The 18,196-nt window shown below is 57.3% G+C and carries 20 protein-coding genes; 18 read left to right on the top strand and 2 right to left on the bottom strand.

What is annotated here, in order from left to right; all coding sequences use genetic code 11:
- Positions 1-6 precede the first annotated feature (6 nt).
- From L0U79_RS04305 to L0U79_RS04355, 11 genes are all read left to right on the top strand, one after another.
- The gene (locus L0U79_RS04305) at positions 7-693 is read left to right on the top strand and encodes a FlgD immunoglobulin-like domain containing protein (protein ID WP_233840650.1); all 687 of its coding nucleotides are present in this window, start codon (positions 7-9) and stop codon (positions 691-693) included.
- Between the two features lie 42 nt (positions 694-735).
- Positions 736-1,962, top strand: a complete 1,227-nt coding sequence (locus L0U79_RS04310; RefSeq protein WP_233840651.1) for a flagellar hook protein FlgE — start codon at positions 736-738, stop codon at positions 1,960-1,962.
- Positions 1,963-1,984: 22 nt separating this feature from the next.
- Positions 1,985-2,725 carry a flagellar basal-body rod protein FlgF gene (gene flgF / locus L0U79_RS04315; RefSeq protein ID WP_233840652.1) on the top strand — a complete coding sequence of 247 codons (741 nt, stop codon included), beginning with the start codon at positions 1,985-1,987 and terminating at the stop codon, positions 2,723-2,725.
- Positions 2,726-2,746: 21 nt separating this feature from the next.
- Positions 2,747-3,532: a flagellar basal-body rod protein FlgG gene (flgG, locus tag L0U79_RS04320; protein WP_233840653.1), complete on the top strand. Its 786-nt coding sequence runs from the start codon at positions 2,747-2,749 to the stop codon at positions 3,530-3,532.
- A gap of 11 nt (positions 3,533-3,543) precedes the next feature.
- A complete protein-coding gene (flgH, locus tag L0U79_RS04325) occupies positions 3,544-4,239 on the top strand; it encodes a flagellar basal body L-ring protein FlgH (protein ID WP_233840654.1) in 696 nt (231 codons plus the stop codon).
- Between the two features lie 47 nt (positions 4,240-4,286).
- Positions 4,287-5,375, top strand: a complete 1,089-nt coding sequence (locus tag L0U79_RS04330) for a flagellar basal body P-ring protein FlgI (RefSeq protein WP_233843830.1) — start codon at positions 4,287-4,289, stop codon at positions 5,373-5,375.
- Complete coding sequence (flgJ, locus tag L0U79_RS04335; RefSeq protein WP_233840655.1) at positions 5,375-6,334, top strand: flagellar assembly peptidoglycan hydrolase FlgJ; 960 nt, start codon at positions 5,375-5,377, stop codon at positions 6,332-6,334. The genes L0U79_RS04330 and flgJ overlap by 1 nt, the downstream gene beginning before the upstream one ends.
- A 190-nt stretch (positions 6,335-6,524) precedes the next feature.
- Entirely contained in the window at positions 6,525-8,420 is a 1,896-nt protein-coding gene (flgK, locus tag L0U79_RS04340) for a flagellar hook-associated protein FlgK (protein WP_233840656.1), read from the top strand.
- Positions 8,421-8,436: 16 nt separating this feature from the next.
- The gene (flgL, locus tag L0U79_RS04345; RefSeq protein ID WP_233840657.1) at positions 8,437-9,675 is read left to right on the top strand and encodes a flagellar hook-associated protein FlgL; all 1,239 of its coding nucleotides are present in this window, start codon (positions 8,437-8,439) and stop codon (positions 9,673-9,675) included.
- Between the two features lie 29 nt (positions 9,676-9,704).
- Positions 9,705-10,427, top strand: a complete 723-nt coding sequence (locus L0U79_RS04350) for a methyltransferase domain-containing protein (protein WP_233840658.1) — start codon at positions 9,705-9,707, stop codon at positions 10,425-10,427.
- Positions 10,428-10,722: 295 nt separating this feature from the next.
- Positions 10,723-10,989, top strand: coding sequence for a hypothetical protein (locus L0U79_RS04355; protein ID WP_233840659.1), 267 nt, complete (start codon positions 10,723-10,725; stop codon positions 10,987-10,989).
- 206 nt (positions 10,990-11,195) lie between these two features.
- On the opposite strand, the gene L0U79_RS04360 is transcribed toward L0U79_RS04355, so the two are convergent.
- Positions 11,196-11,720, bottom strand: coding sequence for a hypothetical protein (locus tag L0U79_RS04360; RefSeq protein WP_233840660.1), 525 nt, complete (start codon positions 11,718-11,720; stop codon positions 11,196-11,198).
- A 362-nt stretch (positions 11,721-12,082) separates the two neighbouring features.
- Here L0U79_RS04360 and L0U79_RS04365 point away from each other — a divergent pair, with 362 nt between their 5' ends.
- The gene (locus L0U79_RS04365) at positions 12,083-12,631 is read left to right on the top strand and encodes a GNAT family N-acetyltransferase (protein ID WP_233840661.1); all 549 of its coding nucleotides are present in this window, start codon (positions 12,083-12,085) and stop codon (positions 12,629-12,631) included.
- Between the two features lie 227 nt (positions 12,632-12,858).
- On the opposite strand, the gene L0U79_RS04370 is transcribed toward L0U79_RS04365, so the two are convergent.
- Positions 12,859-13,671, bottom strand: coding sequence for a YkgJ family cysteine cluster protein (locus L0U79_RS04370; RefSeq protein WP_233840662.1), 813 nt, complete (start codon positions 13,669-13,671; stop codon positions 12,859-12,861).
- Positions 13,672-13,970: 299 nt separating this feature from the next.
- Here L0U79_RS04370 and L0U79_RS04375 point away from each other — a divergent pair, with 299 nt between their 5' ends.
- From L0U79_RS04375 to L0U79_RS04400, 6 genes are all read left to right on the top strand, one after another.
- Positions 13,971-14,312: a hypothetical protein gene (locus L0U79_RS04375; RefSeq protein WP_233840663.1), complete on the top strand. Its 342-nt coding sequence runs from the start codon at positions 13,971-13,973 to the stop codon at positions 14,310-14,312.
- A 65-nt stretch (positions 14,313-14,377) separates the two neighbouring features.
- Positions 14,378-14,662: a hypothetical protein gene (locus L0U79_RS04380; RefSeq protein ID WP_233840664.1), complete on the top strand. Its 285-nt coding sequence runs from the start codon at positions 14,378-14,380 to the stop codon at positions 14,660-14,662.
- A 205-nt stretch (positions 14,663-14,867) separates the two neighbouring features.
- The gene (locus L0U79_RS04385; protein ID WP_233840665.1) at positions 14,868-15,263 is read left to right on the top strand and encodes a VOC family protein; all 396 of its coding nucleotides are present in this window, start codon (positions 14,868-14,870) and stop codon (positions 15,261-15,263) included.
- Between the two features lie 676 nt (positions 15,264-15,939).
- Positions 15,940-16,329: a hypothetical protein gene (locus L0U79_RS04390; RefSeq protein WP_233840666.1), complete on the top strand. Its 390-nt coding sequence runs from the start codon at positions 15,940-15,942 to the stop codon at positions 16,327-16,329.
- A 106-nt stretch (positions 16,330-16,435) separates the two neighbouring features.
- A complete protein-coding gene (locus L0U79_RS04395) occupies positions 16,436-16,942 on the top strand; it encodes a hypothetical protein (RefSeq protein WP_233840667.1) in 507 nt (168 codons plus the stop codon).
- Between the two features lie 877 nt (positions 16,943-17,819).
- Positions 17,820-18,092, top strand: a complete 273-nt coding sequence (locus L0U79_RS04400) for a hypothetical protein (RefSeq protein ID WP_233840668.1) — start codon at positions 17,820-17,822, stop codon at positions 18,090-18,092.
- Positions 18,093-18,196 lie beyond the last annotated feature (104 nt).

Here is an 18,196-nt window from a genome sequence, read left to right on the forward strand (position 1 = left end):
CTCCACATGTCCGCAGTTTCCAGCTTAAGCACCAACCTTTCCGCCTCGGGTTTGAGCCTGACCGGCAGCACGGTGACCAGCACGCCGTCCGGCACGACCATGTCGCAGTCGGATTTTCTGCAGCTGCTCACCACGCAGCTCACCAGCCAAGATCCCACGCAGCCGATGGACAACTCGCAGATGGCCTCCGAGCTTGCGCAGTTCGCGCAGGTCGGCTCGTTGCAAAACATCGAGAGCAGTCTGCAAGGCATGAGCAGCAACGTGAACAGCGGCATGCAGACGTCGCAAGTGTTGAGCTCCGCAAGTCTGGTCGGCCGCAACGTGTTGGTGCCGGCGAACACGCTCACTTACAGCGGCAGCGCCGTCAGTGGCGGCGTGAATGTCGCCAACGCCGGCGATGTCGTTGTCACGATCAAAGACGCCAACGGCAACACCGTCAACACCATCGACCTCGGCACGCAGCAATCTGGACTCGCACCGTTCTCGTGGAACGGCAAAGACGCCAGCGGCAATACCGTGGCCAACGGCAGCTACACCATTTCGGCCAACAACGGCGGCAACACCGCCGCGCTTACCACCTACGTAGCCGGTTCGGTGACCGGCGTCGGCTACGGCGGCAGCAGCACCGGCACCTATTTGCAAGTGGCGGGCATCGGCGGCGTGCCGCTAAGCCAGGTCGCACAGATCAACTGACGGCAAACACACGCGTCGTCATCTTACGTAGAGGAATAAAGCATGGCTCTCAATCAGGCGCTTAGTGGCATCAATGCGGCTCAGTCCGAGTTGAATGTCATTTCCAACAACATCGCGAACGCAGGCACGGTGGGCTTCAAAGGCTCGACCGCGCAGTTCTCCGAAGTGTATGCGGTGACAGGTCTCAATCTGAGCTCGGTCGCCACCGGCAGCGGTGCGGAACTTACCGACGTCGCGCAGCAGTTCGGGCAGGGCGATTTGGAAACCACCAACGGCAGCTTGGACATGGCGCTCAGCGGCAACGGTTTCTTTGTCGTCAACAACGGCACCGGCAACCAATACACGCGCGACGGTGCGTTCCATGAAAACGCCAACGGCAATGTCGTGACGGCGGACGGTTCGATGCTGCAGGTGTATCCGCCCAATGCCAACGGCGGTTTCAACACCAGCACACTCACCAATCTGCAGTTGAACACCGCGCAAAGCGCGGCGACGCCGACCAGCACCATCACCATCAGCTCGAACTTGCCGGCCGGCGCATCGCTGCCGATCGACACGCCGTTCAGCCCGACCGACGTGAACAGCTACAACAACGCGTCGAGCTTGACGGTGTACGACTCGCAAGGCGGCTCGCACTCCGCCACGGTGTATTACGCCAAGACCGGCAACAACACCTGGAACGCGAACCTCTACATCGACGGCAACAGTGCCGGCACGCAGGCGATCACGTTCAACAGCGCAGGCGCGCTGGTGACGCCCGCGAATGGCCAGCTCGCGTTTACGCCGGTGCAGCCGACCAACGGCGCATCGTTCCCCGCCACCATGACGTTGAACGTAGCTAACACCACGCAGTTCGGCACCGCGTATGCGCCGGGCACGATCAACCAGAACGGCTACGAAGCCGGCGTGCTGGAGAACGTGACGATCGGAAACGACGGCGTCGTCACCGCGATCTATTCGAACAACCAGACCAGCCAGCTCGGCCAGGTGGCGCTCGCCAACTTCTCCAACCTGCAAGGTTTGCAGCAAGTGGGCAATAACCGTTGGGTGGCGACGCAGTCGTCCGGCACGGCGGTGCTCGGCACGGCCAGCGTGGGTCAGTTCGGCGATATCGAACAAGGTCAGTTGGAAACGTCCAACACCTCCGACACCACCGCGCAGCTGGTCAACATGATTCAAGCGCAGCAGGACTACGAAGCGAATTCGCAGATGTTGGGTACGGTGAATTCGTTGTCGCAGACGTTGTTCCAGGCGGTCAGCCGCGGCTAATCGCATAAACAGGCCCTGACGTATGGATCGTTCCGTCTACATCGCGATGACCGGCGCCACGCAGACCATGCGTGCGCAGGATGCCGTCAGCCACAACCTGGCCAACGCATCCACGGTGGGATTCAAGAGCGAGCTCAGCGCGTTTCAAAGCGTGCCGGTGCTCGGTCCTGGCGCCACCACGCGCATCAACGCCGTGGCGCAAGGCGCGGGACAAGACAACACGCAGGGCACGATCCAGCAAACCGGCCGTTCGCTCGATGTCGCCGTGAACGGTCCGGGTTGGATTGCCGTGCAAGCACCCGACGGTTCCGAAGCGTATACGCGCGCCGGCAATCTGCAGATGGGCGCGGACGGCAGCCTTACCGACGATCGCGGCAATCCAGTAATGGGTTCCGGCGGTCCGATCACGGTGCCGCCCAGCGCGTCCATCAACATCGGCAAAGACGGCACGATTTCCACGGTGCCAATGGGGCAGGGTCCCGACACCATCGCCGCGGTGGGTCAACTCAAACTGGTCAATCCGGATCCCACGCAAATGAGCGAGGGTTCCGATGGCCTGATGCACATGAACGACGGCAGCACCGCCGATACCGACAGCACCGTCACGGTGACGTCCGGCGCGCTGGAGGCCAGCAACGTCAATCCATCGACCGAGCTGGTGAAGATGATCTCGCTGTCGCGTCAATACGAAATGCAAGTGCGTTCCATCAAGACCGCGGAAGACGACGCGGACGACAGCAGCAAATTGCTGCAGAACAGCTAACGCATACCACGGAGCCTAGTCATGTTTTCTTCTCTTTGGATCGCCAAGACCGGCCTGGATGCGCAGCAGACGCAGATGGACGTGATCTCCAACAACCTGGCCAACGCCAGCACCACGGGTTTCAAATCCTCGCGTGCGTCGTTCCAGGATCTGATGTACCAGAACGAAGGTCAGCCCGGCAGCCAAACCACCGAGCAGACCGTCTCGCCGACGGGCTTGTTGCTCGGCACCGGCGTGAAAGTGGTCGGCAGCGAAAAATTGTTTACGCAAGGCGCGATCACGCAAACCGGCAACTCGCTCGACGTGGCGATTCAAGGCAGCGGTTTTCTGCAAGTGAGCATGCCCGACGGCACGGTCGCGTACACGCGCGACGGTTCGCTGCATGAAGATTCCACCGGCCAGCTCGTCACCGCCGACGGTTATCCGTTGGTGCCTGCGATCACGCTGCCGGCCAACGTCAACAGCGTCACCATCGGCACCGATGGCACCGTCAGCGTCACCAGCAACGGCTCCACCGCCTCCACGCAAGTGGGCGTGGTGCAGCTCGCCAACTTTGTGAACCCCGCCGGCATGCAGCCGATGGGTCAGAACCTTTATCTGGAAACCCAATCCAGCGGCACGGCGCAGACCGGGCAGCCCGGCGTCAACGGCATGGGCACGCTCGCGCAAGGCTCGCTGGAATCGTCCAACACCAACGTGGTGGCGGAGATGGTGAACATGATCGAGGCCCAACGCACCTACGAAATGAACTCCAAGTCGATCAGCGCCGTGGACGACATGTTGAGTTTCGTAATCAACAAGACCTGAGTGGTAACGGTATGTCCTTTTCGTCTCTTTGCATGCGCATCGCAACGGCTTGCCTGGTTCTGGGCAGCTTGGCCGGTTGCGCCGCAGTCCAGCAACATCAACAAATGGAAGACGCGAAGTGGGCCGCCACCGCGCCGGTCGAACAGCAAGCCGCGCCGCCCGCGGACGGTTCGATCTATCACGACATGCAGAACATGGAGTTGTTCAACGATTCGCGCGCACACCGCATCGGCGACATCCTGACGATCAACCTCGTCGAAGCGATGCAGGCCAGCAAGAAATCCGAAACCACCACCAGCAAGTCCGACAAGGTGAATGTCGGCGCGCCGCAGGTGCTCGGTCAGTCGTTGCGCGTGCTGGGTCAGACGGCCAATTCCTCGCTTAACTCCGCCAACAGTTTCGACGGCGCCGGCAGCAGCACGCAGAGCAACCAATTGACCGGTCAGCTCACCGTCACCGTCGCGCAGCGTTTGTCTAACGGCAACTTGCTGGTGAAGGGCGAAAAGTGGCTGACGATTAATCAAGGTCAGGAACTCATTCGCATCTCTGGCATCGTTCGTGCACAGGATATCGGGCAAGACAACTCGGTCGATTCCACGCGCGTCGCCGACGCACGCATCACCTACACCGGTCGCGGCACGCTGGATCAGGCCAATACACAGGGCTGGCTGGCGAAGTTCTTCAACTCCAAGTGGATGCCGTTCTGATGAACGCTCAATGGCGTAGAAAAATTTCCGCTGGCGGTATCGTTGCGATGCTCGTCGCATCGCTGGGCTTCGTGCCGACCACTGCGCATGCCGACAAAATTCGCGATCTCGTCAGCGTAGCCGGCGTACGCAGCAATCAGCTGGTCGGTTACGGTTTGGTGGTCGGCCTCGATGGCACGGGTGATCAGACCACGCAGGCGCCGTTCACCACGCAGAGCCTTGAGAATATGCTCAAGCAGTTCGGCGTCTCGTTGCCCACCACGGGTGTGCAGCCGCAGCTGAAAGACGTGGCGGCGGTTACCATCACGGCAGAATTGCCGCCGTTCGCCAAGCCCGGACAAACCATCGATATCACCGTCGCGTCGATCGGTAATGCCAAAAGTTTGCGCGGCGGCGAGTTGTTGATGTCGCCCTTGCACGGCGCCGACGGCAACGTCTACGCGGTGGCCCAGGGCAGCGTGGTGGTCGGCGGCGTCAGCGCGTCGGGCCGCAGCGGCTCCAGTGTGCAGATCAATATCTCCGCCAGCGGTCGCATTCCCAACGGCGCTTCGGTGGAACGCACCGTCGCCAACTCGTTCAATCACGGTGGCGACATCGTGTTGAACCTCAATACCGCCGATTACGCCACGGCCAATCGCATCGTCGAATCGATCAATCATTTGTACGGCGCGGGTACGGCGCAGGCGCTTGATGGCGGTTCGGTGTCCGTGCGCGGTCCTGCCGATCCCGGCCAAAAAGTGGCATGGCTCGGCGCGATCGAAGCGCTCGATGTCACGCCCGGCGATGCGCCGGCGCGCGTGATCGTCAATTCGCGTACCGGCACCGTCGTAATCGGTTCGGATGTGCGCGTAAGCGTTGCTGCCGTGGCGCATGGTTCGATCCAGGTCACCATCAGCGAACAGCCGCAGGTCAGCCAGCCCGGTCCTTTCAGCAACGGTACGACGCAAGTGGTGCCGAACAGCTCAGTGTCGGTGACGCAGCAAGGCGCGCATATGTTCAAGTTCGGCCCCGGCGTAAGTCTGGATTCGATCGTGCGCGCGGTGAATCAAGTGGGCGCTACGCCGACGGATCTGATTTCGATTCTCGAAGCGCTGAAGCAAGCCGGTGCATTGCACGCGGACTTGGTAGTCATCTAATGGCCGACATTGGCAACGTCGCTGCGCAAAGCATGAGCACCTGGACAGATCTGTCCGGGTTCAGCGCGCTGCGTCATCAAGCCGAGACGGACAGCAACAGCGCTTTGCCCGCTGTCGCCAAACAGTTCGAATCCATGTTTACCGAAATGCTGCTGAAGTCGATGCGCGAAGCGAACTTCGGCGATCCATTGTTCGACAGCCAAGCGACGGATCAGTGGCAAGACATGTACGACCAGCAGTTGTCGTTGAATCTTTCGCACGGCAAAGGTCTGGGCATCGCCGACATGCTGGTGCGCCAGCTCGGCGGGCACAATCAAGCTGCACAAGGCGCCGATCACAAAACCGGCGCGGTGGACCCGCACACAGCCGGCGTTACCGACAACTGGCGCCAACGCTTGTTCGATCTGGAAGACGCCACGCGTTCCACCGTGCGCTCCGCCATGAAATGGGTTCCGCAAGACGCGGAAGCTTTCGTGCGCGAACTCGCGCCGCAGGCGTCCATCGTGGCGAAAGAATTGGGCCTGTCGCTACGCACCGTGCTGGCGCAGGCCGCGCTGGAAACGCAGTGGGGCAAACATATGCCCACGCATTCGGACGGCAGCAGCAGCTTCAATCTGTTCGGCATCAAGGCCGGCGGCAGTTGGGACGGCGAACGCGTCAACGTGCCGACCGTGGAATACGAAGGCGGCATTGCCGTGCGCAAGCAGGCGCAGTTCCGCTCCTACAAATCCGCCGCCGCGTCGCTGGCCGACTACGCCGACCTGATCGGCAAAGACCCGCGCTACGCCGCCGCCCGCGGCCACGGCGACGACGTGATGGGCTATGCCCGGGCGCTGGTCGAAGGCGGTTACGCCACCGATCCGACCTACGCGGGCAAGGTTTCGGCGATCGCCAACAGTTCCGTGATGCGCCAGGCGCTGGATGCGCTCAAGAAAACAGCAGGTCTGCCGAATTTATGAGCGAACGTCCCAACCGAAACCAAGATGTCATACCCCCTCCCCTGCGTGCAGGGGAGGGTTGGGGTGGGGTTGCTCCATCTCGCGTCGAGGCAAGCGCGTGCAACCCCCTCCCGGCCTCCCCCTGCACGCAGGGGGAGGCGTTTCATTCCAAACATGGCGATTCGTGCCTTAGCTATTAAGGAAATGCTTCATGTCCAGCCTTCTCAACATCGGCATTTCCGGATTGAGCGCAGCGCAGGTCGCGCTGAGCACGGTCAGCAATAACATCGCCAACGCCAGCACCAGCGGCTACAGCGAAGAAAGCGTGGTGCAGTCCGAAACGATTGGGCAGACCAACGGTCGTTACACGATCGGTTCCGGCGTGGACGTCAACGCGGTGCAGCGCGCGTATAGCCAGTATCTGACTACCGCGCTGTGGAGCGGTAACAGCAACCTGCAAAACGCCACCACCACGAACACCCTCACCAGCACGCTCAACAGCGTGCTCAGCAATAGCGGCAATCTGCAGACGGCGCTGGACAACTTCTACGGCGGCTTCAGCAACGTGGCGAATTCGCCCAGCTCGTCGTCGGTGCGGCAGGCGGCATTGGGCAGCGCGTCGTCGTTGACCAGCATCTACAACACGCTGGGACAGCAGCTCAACCAGCAGTCCACGCAAGTCAATCAGCAAATCGGCGACACCGTTTCCAGCATCAATAATCTGGCTTCGCAGATCGCCAAGCTCAACGGTCAGATCTCGCAGGCTGGCGTCAACGGCAACCCGAACGCGCTGCTGGATCAGCGCGATACGTTGGTGCAGCAGCTCGCCGGTTTGACCGGCGTTTCCGCCGTCACCGACAACCAAGGTTCGATCAGCGTTTACACCTCCGCCGGCTCGACGTTGGTGAGTGGCACGCAATCGTATGCGCTGTCGTCCGGCGCCAATCAGTACGACGTCAACAGCACCGACGTGTTCGACAGTTCGGGCAACGACATCACCACACAAATGAGCGGCGGCACTTTGGGTGCGCTGATCAATTACCGCAGCAACGTATTGCAGCCTGCGCAAAATTCGTTGGGTCAATCGGCGATTGCGTTGGCGTCCAGCGTCAACAGCCAGCAGGCGTCGGGCTTGGATCTCAACGGCAAGCAAGGCCAGCCGATTTTCACCATCGCGTCGCCCACAGTGTTGCCGTCGAGCAAAAATTCCAGCGGCGGCGCATCCGTCAGCGCATCCGTTTCTGACGTATCGTCACTCACGTCATCCGATTACTTGCTGCGTTACACCGGCACGGGTACCGGCACCAACGGTTGGACGCTCAGCACCACGAGCGGACAGAACGTGGCGCTCACCGCGAACAGCAACGGCACGTTATCCGCCGACGGCCTTACCTTCAGCGTGTCCGGCACCGCGCAAACGGGCGACAGCTACGAAATCCAACCCACGCGCTACGGTGCGTCGTCGTTGTCGGTGAGCATGACCGATCCGAACGGCATCGCGGCGGCGGCGGCGTTGACGGCATCGGCCGGCACCAGCAACACCGGCACCGGTAAAGCAGGTACGGTCAGCGTCACCAATTCCGGCAACGCCAATCTGCTTTCCGGCGCCACGATCACGTTTGGCGCGGGCGGCAACTACAGCATCACCGACGGCGCGGGTAACACCACCACGGGCACCTTCACTGCCGGCCAACCGATCACCGCAGACGGTTGGAGTATGAATCTCACCGGCACGCCTGCCAGCGGCGACACGTTTACCGTCGGCGCCAACTCCAACGGCCTCAACGACAACAGCAACGCGCTGTCGTTGGCGGGTTTGTCCGATACCGGCGTGCTCGATGGCGGCAAAACATCGGTGGTGACCAGCTACGCCAATCTCACGGCGCAGATCGGCACCGCGGGCAGCCAGGCGGCGTCGGATCTTTCCACGCAAACCAATCTCTTCAACCAGGCGACCAGCAATCAGCAAAGCCTCGCCGGCGTGAACTTGAATCAGGAAGCGGCGAACCTCGTGCAGTTCCAGCAGGCCTATCAGGCTTCGGCCCAGGTCATCTCCACTGCCGAGCAGTTGTTCACCAACCTGATCACCGCGATTCAGAACGGCTAATCGATAGGGCTACGTCATGATGCGCATCTCCACGTCCTGGATGTACCAAGAGCAGCTCAACACCATGCTGAATCAGCAGAGCACCTTGGCGCAGACGCAAAACGAAGTCAGCACCGGCAACGCCATCAACGTGGCGTCCGACAATCCGGTGGGCGCGGCGCAGATCGTCGGCCTCAACCATATCCTTGCCGAAAACACGCAATACAGCAGCAACATCGACAGCGCCACCACGCGTCTGTCCAGCGAAACCAGCACGCTGAGTTCCGTCAGCGATTTGTACAACAGCGTGAACGACATTGGCTTGGGCGCCATCAATAGCGCCATGTCGTCCAGCGATTTAAGCAATATGGCGACGCAGCTGACGCAGTACCGCAACCAGCTGATGCAGCTCGCCAACACCACCGATGCAAACGGCCAGGCGTTGTTCGCCGGCACCAGCACTACTACAACGCCGTTCGTCAGCAACAGCAGCGGCGGTGTCAGCTACGTCGGCAACAATCAGCAGCAATTCACCGCCATCGGCTCCGGTTTGCAGGTCGCCAGCGGCGATTCGGGCAGCGGGTTATTTATGGCGTTGCCGGCGGGCAACGGTTCCTTCGTCGCCAGCGCCAACAGCGGCAACACGGGCACCTTGGTGGTTGGCGCCAACAGCGTCACCAACACCGCCGCCTACAACGCCGCCACCGCATCGGGTCCGATCAACGACACCATCACCTTCGGCGCGAACGGCGCGTACAGCGTGACGGACGCCAGCGGCAATCCCGTATTGGACAGCAGCGGCAACCCGGTCACCGGCACGTACACCGACGGTGGCAGCATCAGCTTTAACGGCATGTCCGTCAGCATGAGCGGCACGCCGGCATCCGGCGACAAAGTGAACGTGCAGTCGGATACGGCATCCAACTCGCAAGATGTCTTCACCACGCTCAACAACATGATCAACGCCTTGCAGAGCGGCGGTAGCACGGCGTCCATCACCAACACCATCAACCGTCAGCTCGAATCGCTCAATCAGGCGATGAATGCGGTGTCCACGACGCAGGTGTCCGTTGGTAGCCGCATGGATACCCTGCAGCAGCAGAGCACCAGCTACTCCGATCTCAGCGTCACGTATAAGAGCGCATTGTCGGATGTGCAGAACGTCGACATGGCCACCGCCATCAGCAACCTCTCGCTGCAATCGACGGCGCTGCAAGCCTCGCAGCAGGTGTTCGCCAAGATCCAGAGCACCAGTCTGTTCGATTACCTGCGCTGACGCATCACACACACATACAAAGAACTAAAATGTTTCGCCAAATCGTCAAAGATTACCAAGTGGTCGATCCCATCGTGAATTCCACGCTGGTTCCCGGCGGCGAATCCGCGTCGCCGAAAGAATTGATCTTTCACATCATGAAAGACAACGCCGCGCCGGTCGAGGTGCTCGACATCGGCTTCGGCAGAGGCGGTCTCGGCGAATTGCTCAAAGCCAGCCCGATTAGCGCGCATTGGCATGTCGACGGCGTCGACGGTTTCGAGGGCAGTTGCAACAACCCCGAATTGTTCGAGCGCAAAATCTATCGCAACGTGTGGCACGGCCTCGCGCAAAGCATCCCTTCCGATCGCTTCGCCAAATACAACATCATTTGCTTGCTCGATGTCATCGAGCACCTCACCGCCGACACTGCGAAATGGCTGCTGCGCACCCTGCTCACCAGCATGGGCCCGGACTCGTTCCTGTTTATCAGCACACCGCTGTGGTTCTACCCGCAAGACAGTCAGCAAGAAGGCGACTTGGAAGAACACCTGATCGGCGTGCCCGCCTCGTCGATGATGGCTTTGATTCCGATGATGTACGCCGTAAGCCCGCCGCTGATCGGTGGCTTCGTCCTCGGCAAACGCAGCCTGGATTTCATCGAATTCTTCCAGCCGACCACCGATAAAAGCTTTACCTACACGCGCGGCACGATGCTCGCGAGCGTGGTCAATTTTCAGAACGTACCCGGCAAGTTATTCAAACTTTCCTGATGCCCTCTTCGCTCCCTCTCCCCTTCGGGACGCGGGGAGCGGCCATGGATGGCCGCGTTTTGAGGAGCGAGGAAGAGGGTTGGGGTGAGGGGCTCCCTCGCGATGAAGTAAAGTGACGGCGATCGATTTAGCTTTCAACAAAAAGTGAATCTGACCCCGTCTTCAAACCGTTTTCATTTCTGCTATACGACACTTTGTCCCTAATACTTCAGTTCACACCCGCATAGCACTCGCCTAAGTCAAGCCGAAGCTTCGCAATAAATACTTCTCGCAACGAGCGTGCGGGAAACAGTCAATGGTCAGTGAAATCTTGCTACGGCAAGTTGCGAAAGAAATACAGGCGAACGGAAAGTATTCGCAGCTCCAAAATTCCTGGACGATTGGCGTCCCCAATCTGCAAGTGATTATTGACGATCTATTTGTGCAGGAATCGAGCGAGCTCCGACTTTCCTACATCGAAATTTTGGGAGAAGGTGAGCGCCTGGGTTTTTGGGTGGTCGATAGCGACCACGATTTCGTTGCGGACCTCGTCGTGATACGCCTGCTGCTTGGCGCCAACTGAAATATGAGTGCCGCTTTCAATTAAATCTAAGCACAAGAAAATCGGGGTATTAAACGGTATCCGACATTTCTCGGTGGCTTTTACTCGCCACTGGTGTTCTTCTTCTTTGGTATAGATTTTTCTTCCACTAGTGTTTGCTTTCGACGCAAAGCAAACGCTACGTATGGCCCGCAATTCCGGTCCAGTGAAAGTGTCAGGTTAATTCGTCAGTTGAATGAGGCGAGCTGATCTATAACTTGCTGGACATCCTGTAGGCCGAGAAGTATGAATTCGCGGGCCTTGCTTTCCTTCAGTTTCATAAGGACGCGTCCTGAATATAAAACATTGCCCATTCCCCATTTGGGTTGCATATCAAGTGAAATGGATTCGATGTCTGCTCGCGTATAGCGAAAATTTGCATCATCCAAGCTCACTAGGTCCATCGATTCCAACGTGACATCCGTGTAGCGTGCAAGCAGGCCTTGATCAACATAAGCCATGGGATCGACTGCCTGAGCGGGCGGCAAATAGAGAGGGTTGCTTATGACACCTCGAATGCGAACACCACAGACGGAGCTCCTAAATCCACATACAAGGAACGTTCTGTTTAGAATCCCGGCGTAATACTCCATCCCGATGAAGTTGCAGATACCTGGGCCGGGAACCATCACGGCATCGTGTCGCTTCGCCGGATTTTGCTCAACTGAAATTGGTGGGCGGGACGATATTGCCAGTAGTAGCTTTCGCAACATGCAACATTTCCAACTCCATGGTTTGGGAATGCTGACATCGCAGTAGGATTAGCACAAGGTAGCAAAACCGGAATCGGGGTGCGTTTCTCCAGCCGGCTTTCATGGAAAGTCCACTCTGATCCCGGTTTGGACCCCGGTTTGGACATCGCTATGTGTTCGTTGATCGAGACGAGCTTTCGATGATGGGCTTGGAAGCGCGCTGTAAGGACCTGCGACAACGACTGACGATAAGATCGAATTAGGTTCGCTTTCGACCCAAAGCCGACACTTCGTTTCCGTCTATATGGGAAGCAGAGCGCTTTCTGGGTTGTGCATTCTGGTTTTAACTGCCGCTCTGAAACATGATGGAGACAGAATTCGACATGTTTGAACCTGTAAAGATCGATACCCATCGTTTGCGCCTTCGTCCCCTTCGCGCGGAAGATGCATCAGCCTTTTTCGAAATTTGGTCCGATCCTGAAGCAGTGCGTTATTTTTCATTCGCGCCTATGCGGGATATCAAACTGGCGCATGCTCGCGTTGCGGAGAAATTGCAGTCTTCGAGAGTCGGCGACAGCATGACCTGCGTGATTGAATTCAAGAATACCGGCGAAATACTTGGCGACTGTGGGTTGTTCAATGGGGTCTCTCAGTCCCGCCGCGCTGAGATTGGATACTGTCTTGGTCGCAAGAACTGGGGAAACGGTTACATGCTTGAGGCAGCCGATGCGCTGATCGAACATGGGCTCAAGCGAGTTGGATTGCACCGTATCGAAGCAGATATCGATCCTCGCAATCAGCCATCGATCAAGCTGGTCGAACGCCTTGGATTCAAACGCGAAGGCTATCTGCGCGAGCGATGGATGATCGACGGGGAGATTACGGACACCGTGCTGTACGGTCTCATTCATAGCGACCGTTATCCAGCGTGACTCGGGTCGCTAAGCTTTCGACCTTAAGTTTGCATCGACCGGTTCAGGCCGCCACCCGAAGCGGACTTAATAGCGTCGGGCTCTGGCTCGGCTGGGTTGGGTACATGACCGAAAGAATGACCCGCCCCATTTTTCGATGATCGAATAGGGAAATGAGGAAAATCGTGATGGAACAGGGGCCAAATCCATACAATCGAGCCAAAGGGGACGGAGGTAGTTAGCTGCGTTTAACTACCTCCGTCCCCTTTACAGGCGGGCGGCTCTGTCGCAGGGGTGTCAGCCAAAAAGCCTAAATATTGAGGCGATTCTTGATTTAGCACCGTCGCAAACAACGACTTGGCGCCAACCATGCGAAGGGCATCCAATGTCGTGGCTTGATTCGTCACAACGGTCCAACTGGTGGGCGAGACGGTAGCGTCGTCATCGGGCATATCTTGCCGTAAGACATCCAGTAACGTGTCGCGTGAAGGTTGATGAGACACAAACCCCTCGTTCGAAAGGCTGGCGCTCTGGATATTCAGTTGCGCACAGGCCCAGGCCTTGAACGGAACATCGTGCCGATCACCGTGGCGAAGCAACGTCGTATGAAGCTGCGTCTGCGCGTCCACGACCTGATTGGCGCGGATAAAGGGGGTAGGCGACGCCCAGGCTTCGGCAGGACACTGCTTATGACTGGGAATGACCGAAATGAAGGGGTTTACTTCCGCGGGATAGATACGGCATACATGGGGCCTCCCGTCATAATTGCCGCATCGCATGTCGGGAAGTAGGTGAGGGCAAGCCCCCTTGAAGCTGGCCGCGAGTACAACAATCACCCGAATAGGAAGCTCGCCGCTCAGGGCCGGAAAGGAGCGGAGGCGCTTATGCATCGCTGGCGCATCGGATGCCGCGGGTTCATCCACCCACGGAATCGCCTCGCACAAGATTTCGACCGTTCCGCCCTGTTCTAACCATCTAATCGCCTCAAGGCGCGTGAGCGGAAGCCTGAGGTCATGACAACACTTGCCACATTGCGTGCAGCTGAAATTCAAATCGGACATGGCTCCCCCCAAGATTCTCTTTTAGTCAGTTCGGTTTCGCCTTCCGAAAAGTTACACAGAGCATCGGGAGATTAGGCCGGGACAAATGGCTCTCTGGTTTGGCGCCGTTGTAAGCCCCCTGATGAATTCAAGCGTCTAGGAATGGGGCAAGTACCAGTACTCCCACGGCGGTGGCGAAAATGGGTATTAGGCGAAAGCGATAAAGATTCTTCTCGTTGCGCTAATTTATAGAGAGAGGATGGTCCGCTTTCGACCCAGAGCGAACATTAACCGTAACGGAGATTGGCATCGGTGGACGAATGACTCCAGAGCAAGAGATCTCCCGGCGCAAGAAGTTGGTGTCTGCAGCGAAAGCTTTACTCTCGCTGCAGGTTGGGCTTGCAGTTGGGGCTGCTCGAATTGAGAACATTCTTTCGTGGTTGGGTGAGACCTATCAGCGCGAGCATCCTCTTTTTGCTTTTTTTATTGCGAACATTCCGCCAGAAATACCTTTGGGCGGTGCCCGTCTTCTGTGGCGCTCGGACCTCATGCTTGAAACTGACGACAGACTTGCCCGGATCGAGGCAAAGTTTCGTCGAGCGCTGCTTGGTGAATGCGTGAAGATTATCGATAGGTACGATCCCACTTCTAAGGTGGAATAGACCAGATTGGATGTCCGCTTCCGACCCAAAAGCGGACATGGTGCGCAGGGTCACAGGAGCCACGAATGCCAAGGAATCGTTCAGATTTAGAGCTGGCAATCGGGAAGCTTATTGTCATGGCCCAGCGAGAGTGGGAAAACGAATCTGGCGAGCCCGAAGGCGAAGAGAGCTTATCTGTCATGTATCGCTGCCACGAATTGCTCCGAGCGGCAAAAGCAGATGAGCTCAAGAATCTCCTCAATGGACGCACGCTGGCCGGATACCTTGGCGGATTGTGGCATGGCACACACCCGAAGGTAGTTCCTTCTGTTGAGGCGGTGGCGAAAGCTATGGCAACAGAAATCCAATGAGTTCCATCCGCCAAAGGGGACGGAGATAGTTAGCTGCGCCTAACTACCTCCGTCCCCTTTACACGTCCCCTTTACACTCAGCGTTGCGGTCCACGCAGCGTGTCGCAACATGTATGACCGGACGTCGGAGTCCGTATATTCAGTAGTTAGGCGGCACAAATATTACTTCTGCGCAATCCAGCAAGACACTTTCTGGAGACAATGAATGTTTAGCCATGTAATGGTCGGGACGAGTGACATAGAGCGCTCAAAGAAGTTCTATGACGCAGTTCTTGGCACACTAGGTGCCGGAGCGCCAATTCGGAATAATGCGAAGACTGGTCATGCCCGACTTTTCTACCGATTCAATGGCGGAACTTTCGTCGTGGGTGAACCGATCAATGACGAAAGTGCAAGTTTTGCGAACGGGGGCACCATCGGCTTTCAATGTAACTCTCCTGAGCAGGTCCACCAGTTCCACGATGTCGCTGTGGTGCATGGCGGAAAATCGATTGAGGACCCTCCGGGCCTTCGAGAAACCGCTATGGGCACTCTGTACCTCGCATATGTCCGAGACCCCGATGGAAATAAGCTCTGTGCGCTTCATCGCCCCAAGGCCTAATACCGAACAATTGATCCATCGTAATACGCCAAAAACGGTGTCAGGTTCACTTCTTTGCGCCAAAGGGGACGGAGGTAGTTAGCTGCGTTTAACTACCTCCGTCCCCTTTACATCCCGGTTAGCTGCGTTTAACTACCTCCGTCCCCTTTACATCCCGTCCCCTTTACATCCCGTCCCCTTTACATCCCGTCCCCTTTACATCACCTTTACATCCGTCCTCCGTCCCCTTTACATCCGTCCCCTTTACAGCGTTTAACTTGCCCCCGTTTTGAAGAAGTAACCAACTTCCCAATCTCCTCGACATTTCGGTCGCTAAGTAACATGGATGGACGTCTGTCGAACCTGCTTAAGACTGTCGCGAAGTGGACGCTTTTCATTTCCGTGGCGGTCTTCTTTATTGGGCTTGTGTGGATCATTGTCGCCTCGCCTTGCAGCGACGTCGGGATCTATCTTCTCCTCTCATCAGTCGCGCTAACGGCTCTTTCCGCCTGCATGTTGTTAATACGGGCGCTGTTGGTTCGTACAGCGGATTCCTTTTGGCTTGGTCTCACCATCGTCTTCTACGCATTCGTGGAATTTGCTATTTCTTATTATTCGGCGCTTATGCTTTGCCGGGGCGTTTAAGCTGACTAGTACCTCTCACAAACCAAAGCTGACATGCTCACCTAGGGATCACGTGAAAAATCTTCGCTCCATCTCAATAGCACTAGCAGTCACTTTTCTTTGCTCGGCGTGCGCTCACTCGCCCGTCTTTCCAAAAGTGGATCGTTCATCGAATTTGGATCTCTCATCAATTGCCAAGCGGTTTGGCGTACCTCATTGCGACGTATCGGTGCCCATGACCCAAGAGGAGGTGCTCCGCGCGATCGAGCTGCAGGGAGTCCAGCATCCGGCGAATAGGACCGACTGGGCGGCGATGATTGAGGAACTCAAGCCGAACGATCAACTTCGTCAGGTAATTTGCCTCACAAAAGGAACGAACGGCTTGGCTGCAGGAGACGTCTTCTACGGCCTGTTTCGAGACGGGGAGATGGTCGCTGAGATGCACACGGTTATCATCAACTAGGCGAGACCTTTGACGCCTAGGCGAGTGTCGGCTTTCGACCTAAAGCGGACCTTGGCGGGGTAACCGATCTGCGACGTCAATGAGTCAACTTTTACAGGGAAGCTATATGCAGAATCATTTGCTTTTAACGTCGGTGTTTGTGTTGTGCGCATTGACGGGAGCCGCTGCGGCAGCGGATAGCCCAGCGCTGATCGACAATTCGAAAGTCGTTCCCGTAACACGATTTCTCGAAGATCAACCGCTCAACGAAAATGCTCCAGCGTTGCGCGCAGCGCTAATGGACTGGGAAGAAAAAAGCAAAGATGTAGTCGACGTGGTTTGTCCGGGCGTTTTTGCGCCACTGCCAGACGATCACATCAAATACGGCTCCGAGCTGGTCGTTCAATTTATCTTTGGAAGCGCGGCGTACCAGATAGCTAATCCCGGTGAGAAAGGCAAACTTATGCCAGCTCAACTCGCGGGTATGCGTAGCATGCTGAAGGCCTACCGGTCATTCCTTGCGCGTGACCCAAGCGCACGCATTCCGCGTTACGATGAATTATCCAAGGACGATGAACAAGGCACACTTCCGAAGGTGCTTGAGCCGTTGGTTATCGCCAATTGCAAATCTTAACGACCCGAATCGCGTCTACGATGGTGGCGCCGGATAGAACGGGTTCATTTCACCCATCGCGCGAAGAGCGTTGGAGTCCGCTTCAGACCCATGGCGGACACTTCAGATTTATCGTCTTTGAGGCTAGTCGTGCGCGAAGCGATCGTGGATGTCTTAAAGGCAATTACCAGATTCATTTTTGAAATGATTATCTGGAACTTCGTGCTTTTCCATTTAGGGCGCCTTGCGATGCTCACTGTAACTTTAGGTCGCTACCCGACTCACAAGGACTGCCTTCAATCACAAGGGCGCATCCAGCTGGCTGGAATAGCGACGCTTACGATCTTGTGGGTCGTCATTGCTGTGTCCAACAACCTGCACGGATAGCCGTAGCTGTTATTTCTGCTTCCAGCCGGACGCAAACATCTCGGCCAAGATTTGACGGACAACTCCAGAGCAAGTTATCCCGCATCTATCGAGTAGGCATTCGCCAGCATGCCGAAGCACTTATCACTGACAGACTGCGTGTCGAGCTTCGTGCGAAGGTTCGTTTGTCGGGCGTGCTCATCCGATTCGATGATTGCGGCACGCCCGACATGAGTGAAGTAACGCGGATCGCTTGGTCTAGACCACCAAACGATCCGCTGGCCACCACCAACTTAAGTCAAGGAAGTCAATGATGGTTACGCTCGATCATAAGGCACCCGCACGTTTCCGTGCCCCCGCAGCGGTGCATCGCTCCAATTACTTCACCACCACGCCTTCGGCGTGGTGTCGGGCCATAGTGGGTTTCCGTCGAAATGGAAGCAGCTGATTCCTACAAGACGGACAGGTAATCCCTGCAACCCTTTACGCCGCGCGCAATACGCGGCGTAACCTAAGCGCGTGGAGAAAATTTATGGAAGACATGCACGGTGGACCGTCGGGTCCGCAGTTTTATGTGTTGTCGGAAGAGAGTTATCAGGAGCTGAAAACCCTTCAGATGATGTTGCATCTGATGGCGGCGATTGCATACACCGAAGAGGACGACAAGAACGGCAATTCGCTACTTACGATGCGTCGCGAGCAGATTTATTGCGTGTTTGAGGATATGAGTTCGCAGATTGGTATTGCGTTGGCGGGGGTGGGGCGGGAGAACGAGATCAAAGTGCGGAGCACGATGTGGCAATGACGCCTGATGTCATTCCGGCGAAGGCCGGAATCCAATCGCAACTCGTTGTGCGAAGCACGCAAAAAAGTTTTGTGTCCTGCGGACGCGTATTTGTACTGGATTCC

It is taken from the genome of Dyella sp. 2HG41-7 (assembly GCF_021390675.1).
Lineage (GTDB): Bacteria > Pseudomonadota > Gammaproteobacteria > Xanthomonadales > Rhodanobacteraceae > Dyella_B.

Bases quoted from the DNA above. Each gene is read 5' to 3' on its own strand.
- L0U79_RS04385 (WP_233840665.1), top strand. From the start codon at position 14,868: ATGTTTAGCCATGTAATGGTCGGGACGAGTGACATAGAGCGCTCAAAG.
- L0U79_RS04355 (WP_233840659.1), top strand. From the start codon at position 10,723: ATGGTCAGTGAAATCTTGCTACGGCAAGTTGCGAAAGAAATACAGGCG.
- flgF (WP_233840652.1), top strand. From the start codon at position 1,985: ATGGATCGTTCCGTCTACATCGCGATGACCGGCGCCACGCAGACCATG.
- L0U79_RS04365 (WP_233840661.1), top strand. From the start codon at position 12,083: ATGTTTGAACCTGTAAAGATCGATACCCATCGTTTGCGCCTTCGTCCC.
- L0U79_RS04375 (WP_233840663.1), top strand. From the start codon at position 13,971: ATGACTCCAGAGCAAGAGATCTCCCGGCGCAAGAAGTTGGTGTCTGCA.
- L0U79_RS04370 (WP_233840662.1), bottom strand. From the start codon at position 13,671: ATGTCCGATTTGAATTTCAGCTGCACGCAATGTGGCAAGTGTTGTCAT.
- L0U79_RS04360 (WP_233840660.1), bottom strand. From the start codon at position 11,720: ATGTTGCGAAAGCTACTACTGGCAATATCGTCCCGCCCACCAATTTCA.
- L0U79_RS04395 (WP_233840667.1), top strand. From the start codon at position 16,436: ATGCAGAATCATTTGCTTTTAACGTCGGTGTTTGTGTTGTGCGCATTG.
- L0U79_RS04310 (WP_233840651.1), top strand. From the start codon at position 736: ATGGCTCTCAATCAGGCGCTTAGTGGCATCAATGCGGCTCAGTCCGAG.
- L0U79_RS04380 (WP_233840664.1), top strand. From the start codon at position 14,378: ATGCCAAGGAATCGTTCAGATTTAGAGCTGGCAATCGGGAAGCTTATT.
- flgH (WP_233840654.1), top strand. From the start codon at position 3,544: ATGTCCTTTTCGTCTCTTTGCATGCGCATCGCAACGGCTTGCCTGGTT.
- L0U79_RS04305 (WP_233840650.1), top strand. From the start codon at position 7: ATGTCCGCAGTTTCCAGCTTAAGCACCAACCTTTCCGCCTCGGGTTTG.
- flgL (WP_233840657.1), top strand. From the start codon at position 8,437: ATGATGCGCATCTCCACGTCCTGGATGTACCAAGAGCAGCTCAACACC.
- L0U79_RS04350 (WP_233840658.1), top strand. From the start codon at position 9,705: ATGTTTCGCCAAATCGTCAAAGATTACCAAGTGGTCGATCCCATCGTG.
- L0U79_RS04330 (WP_233843830.1), top strand. From the start codon at position 4,287: ATGCTCGTCGCATCGCTGGGCTTCGTGCCGACCACTGCGCATGCCGAC.
- flgK (WP_233840656.1), top strand. From the start codon at position 6,525: ATGTCCAGCCTTCTCAACATCGGCATTTCCGGATTGAGCGCAGCGCAG.
- flgJ (WP_233840655.1), top strand. From the start codon at position 5,375: ATGGCCGACATTGGCAACGTCGCTGCGCAAAGCATGAGCACCTGGACA.
- L0U79_RS04400 (WP_233840668.1), top strand. From the start codon at position 17,820: ATGGAAGACATGCACGGTGGACCGTCGGGTCCGCAGTTTTATGTGTTG.
- flgG (WP_233840653.1), top strand. From the start codon at position 2,747: ATGTTTTCTTCTCTTTGGATCGCCAAGACCGGCCTGGATGCGCAGCAG.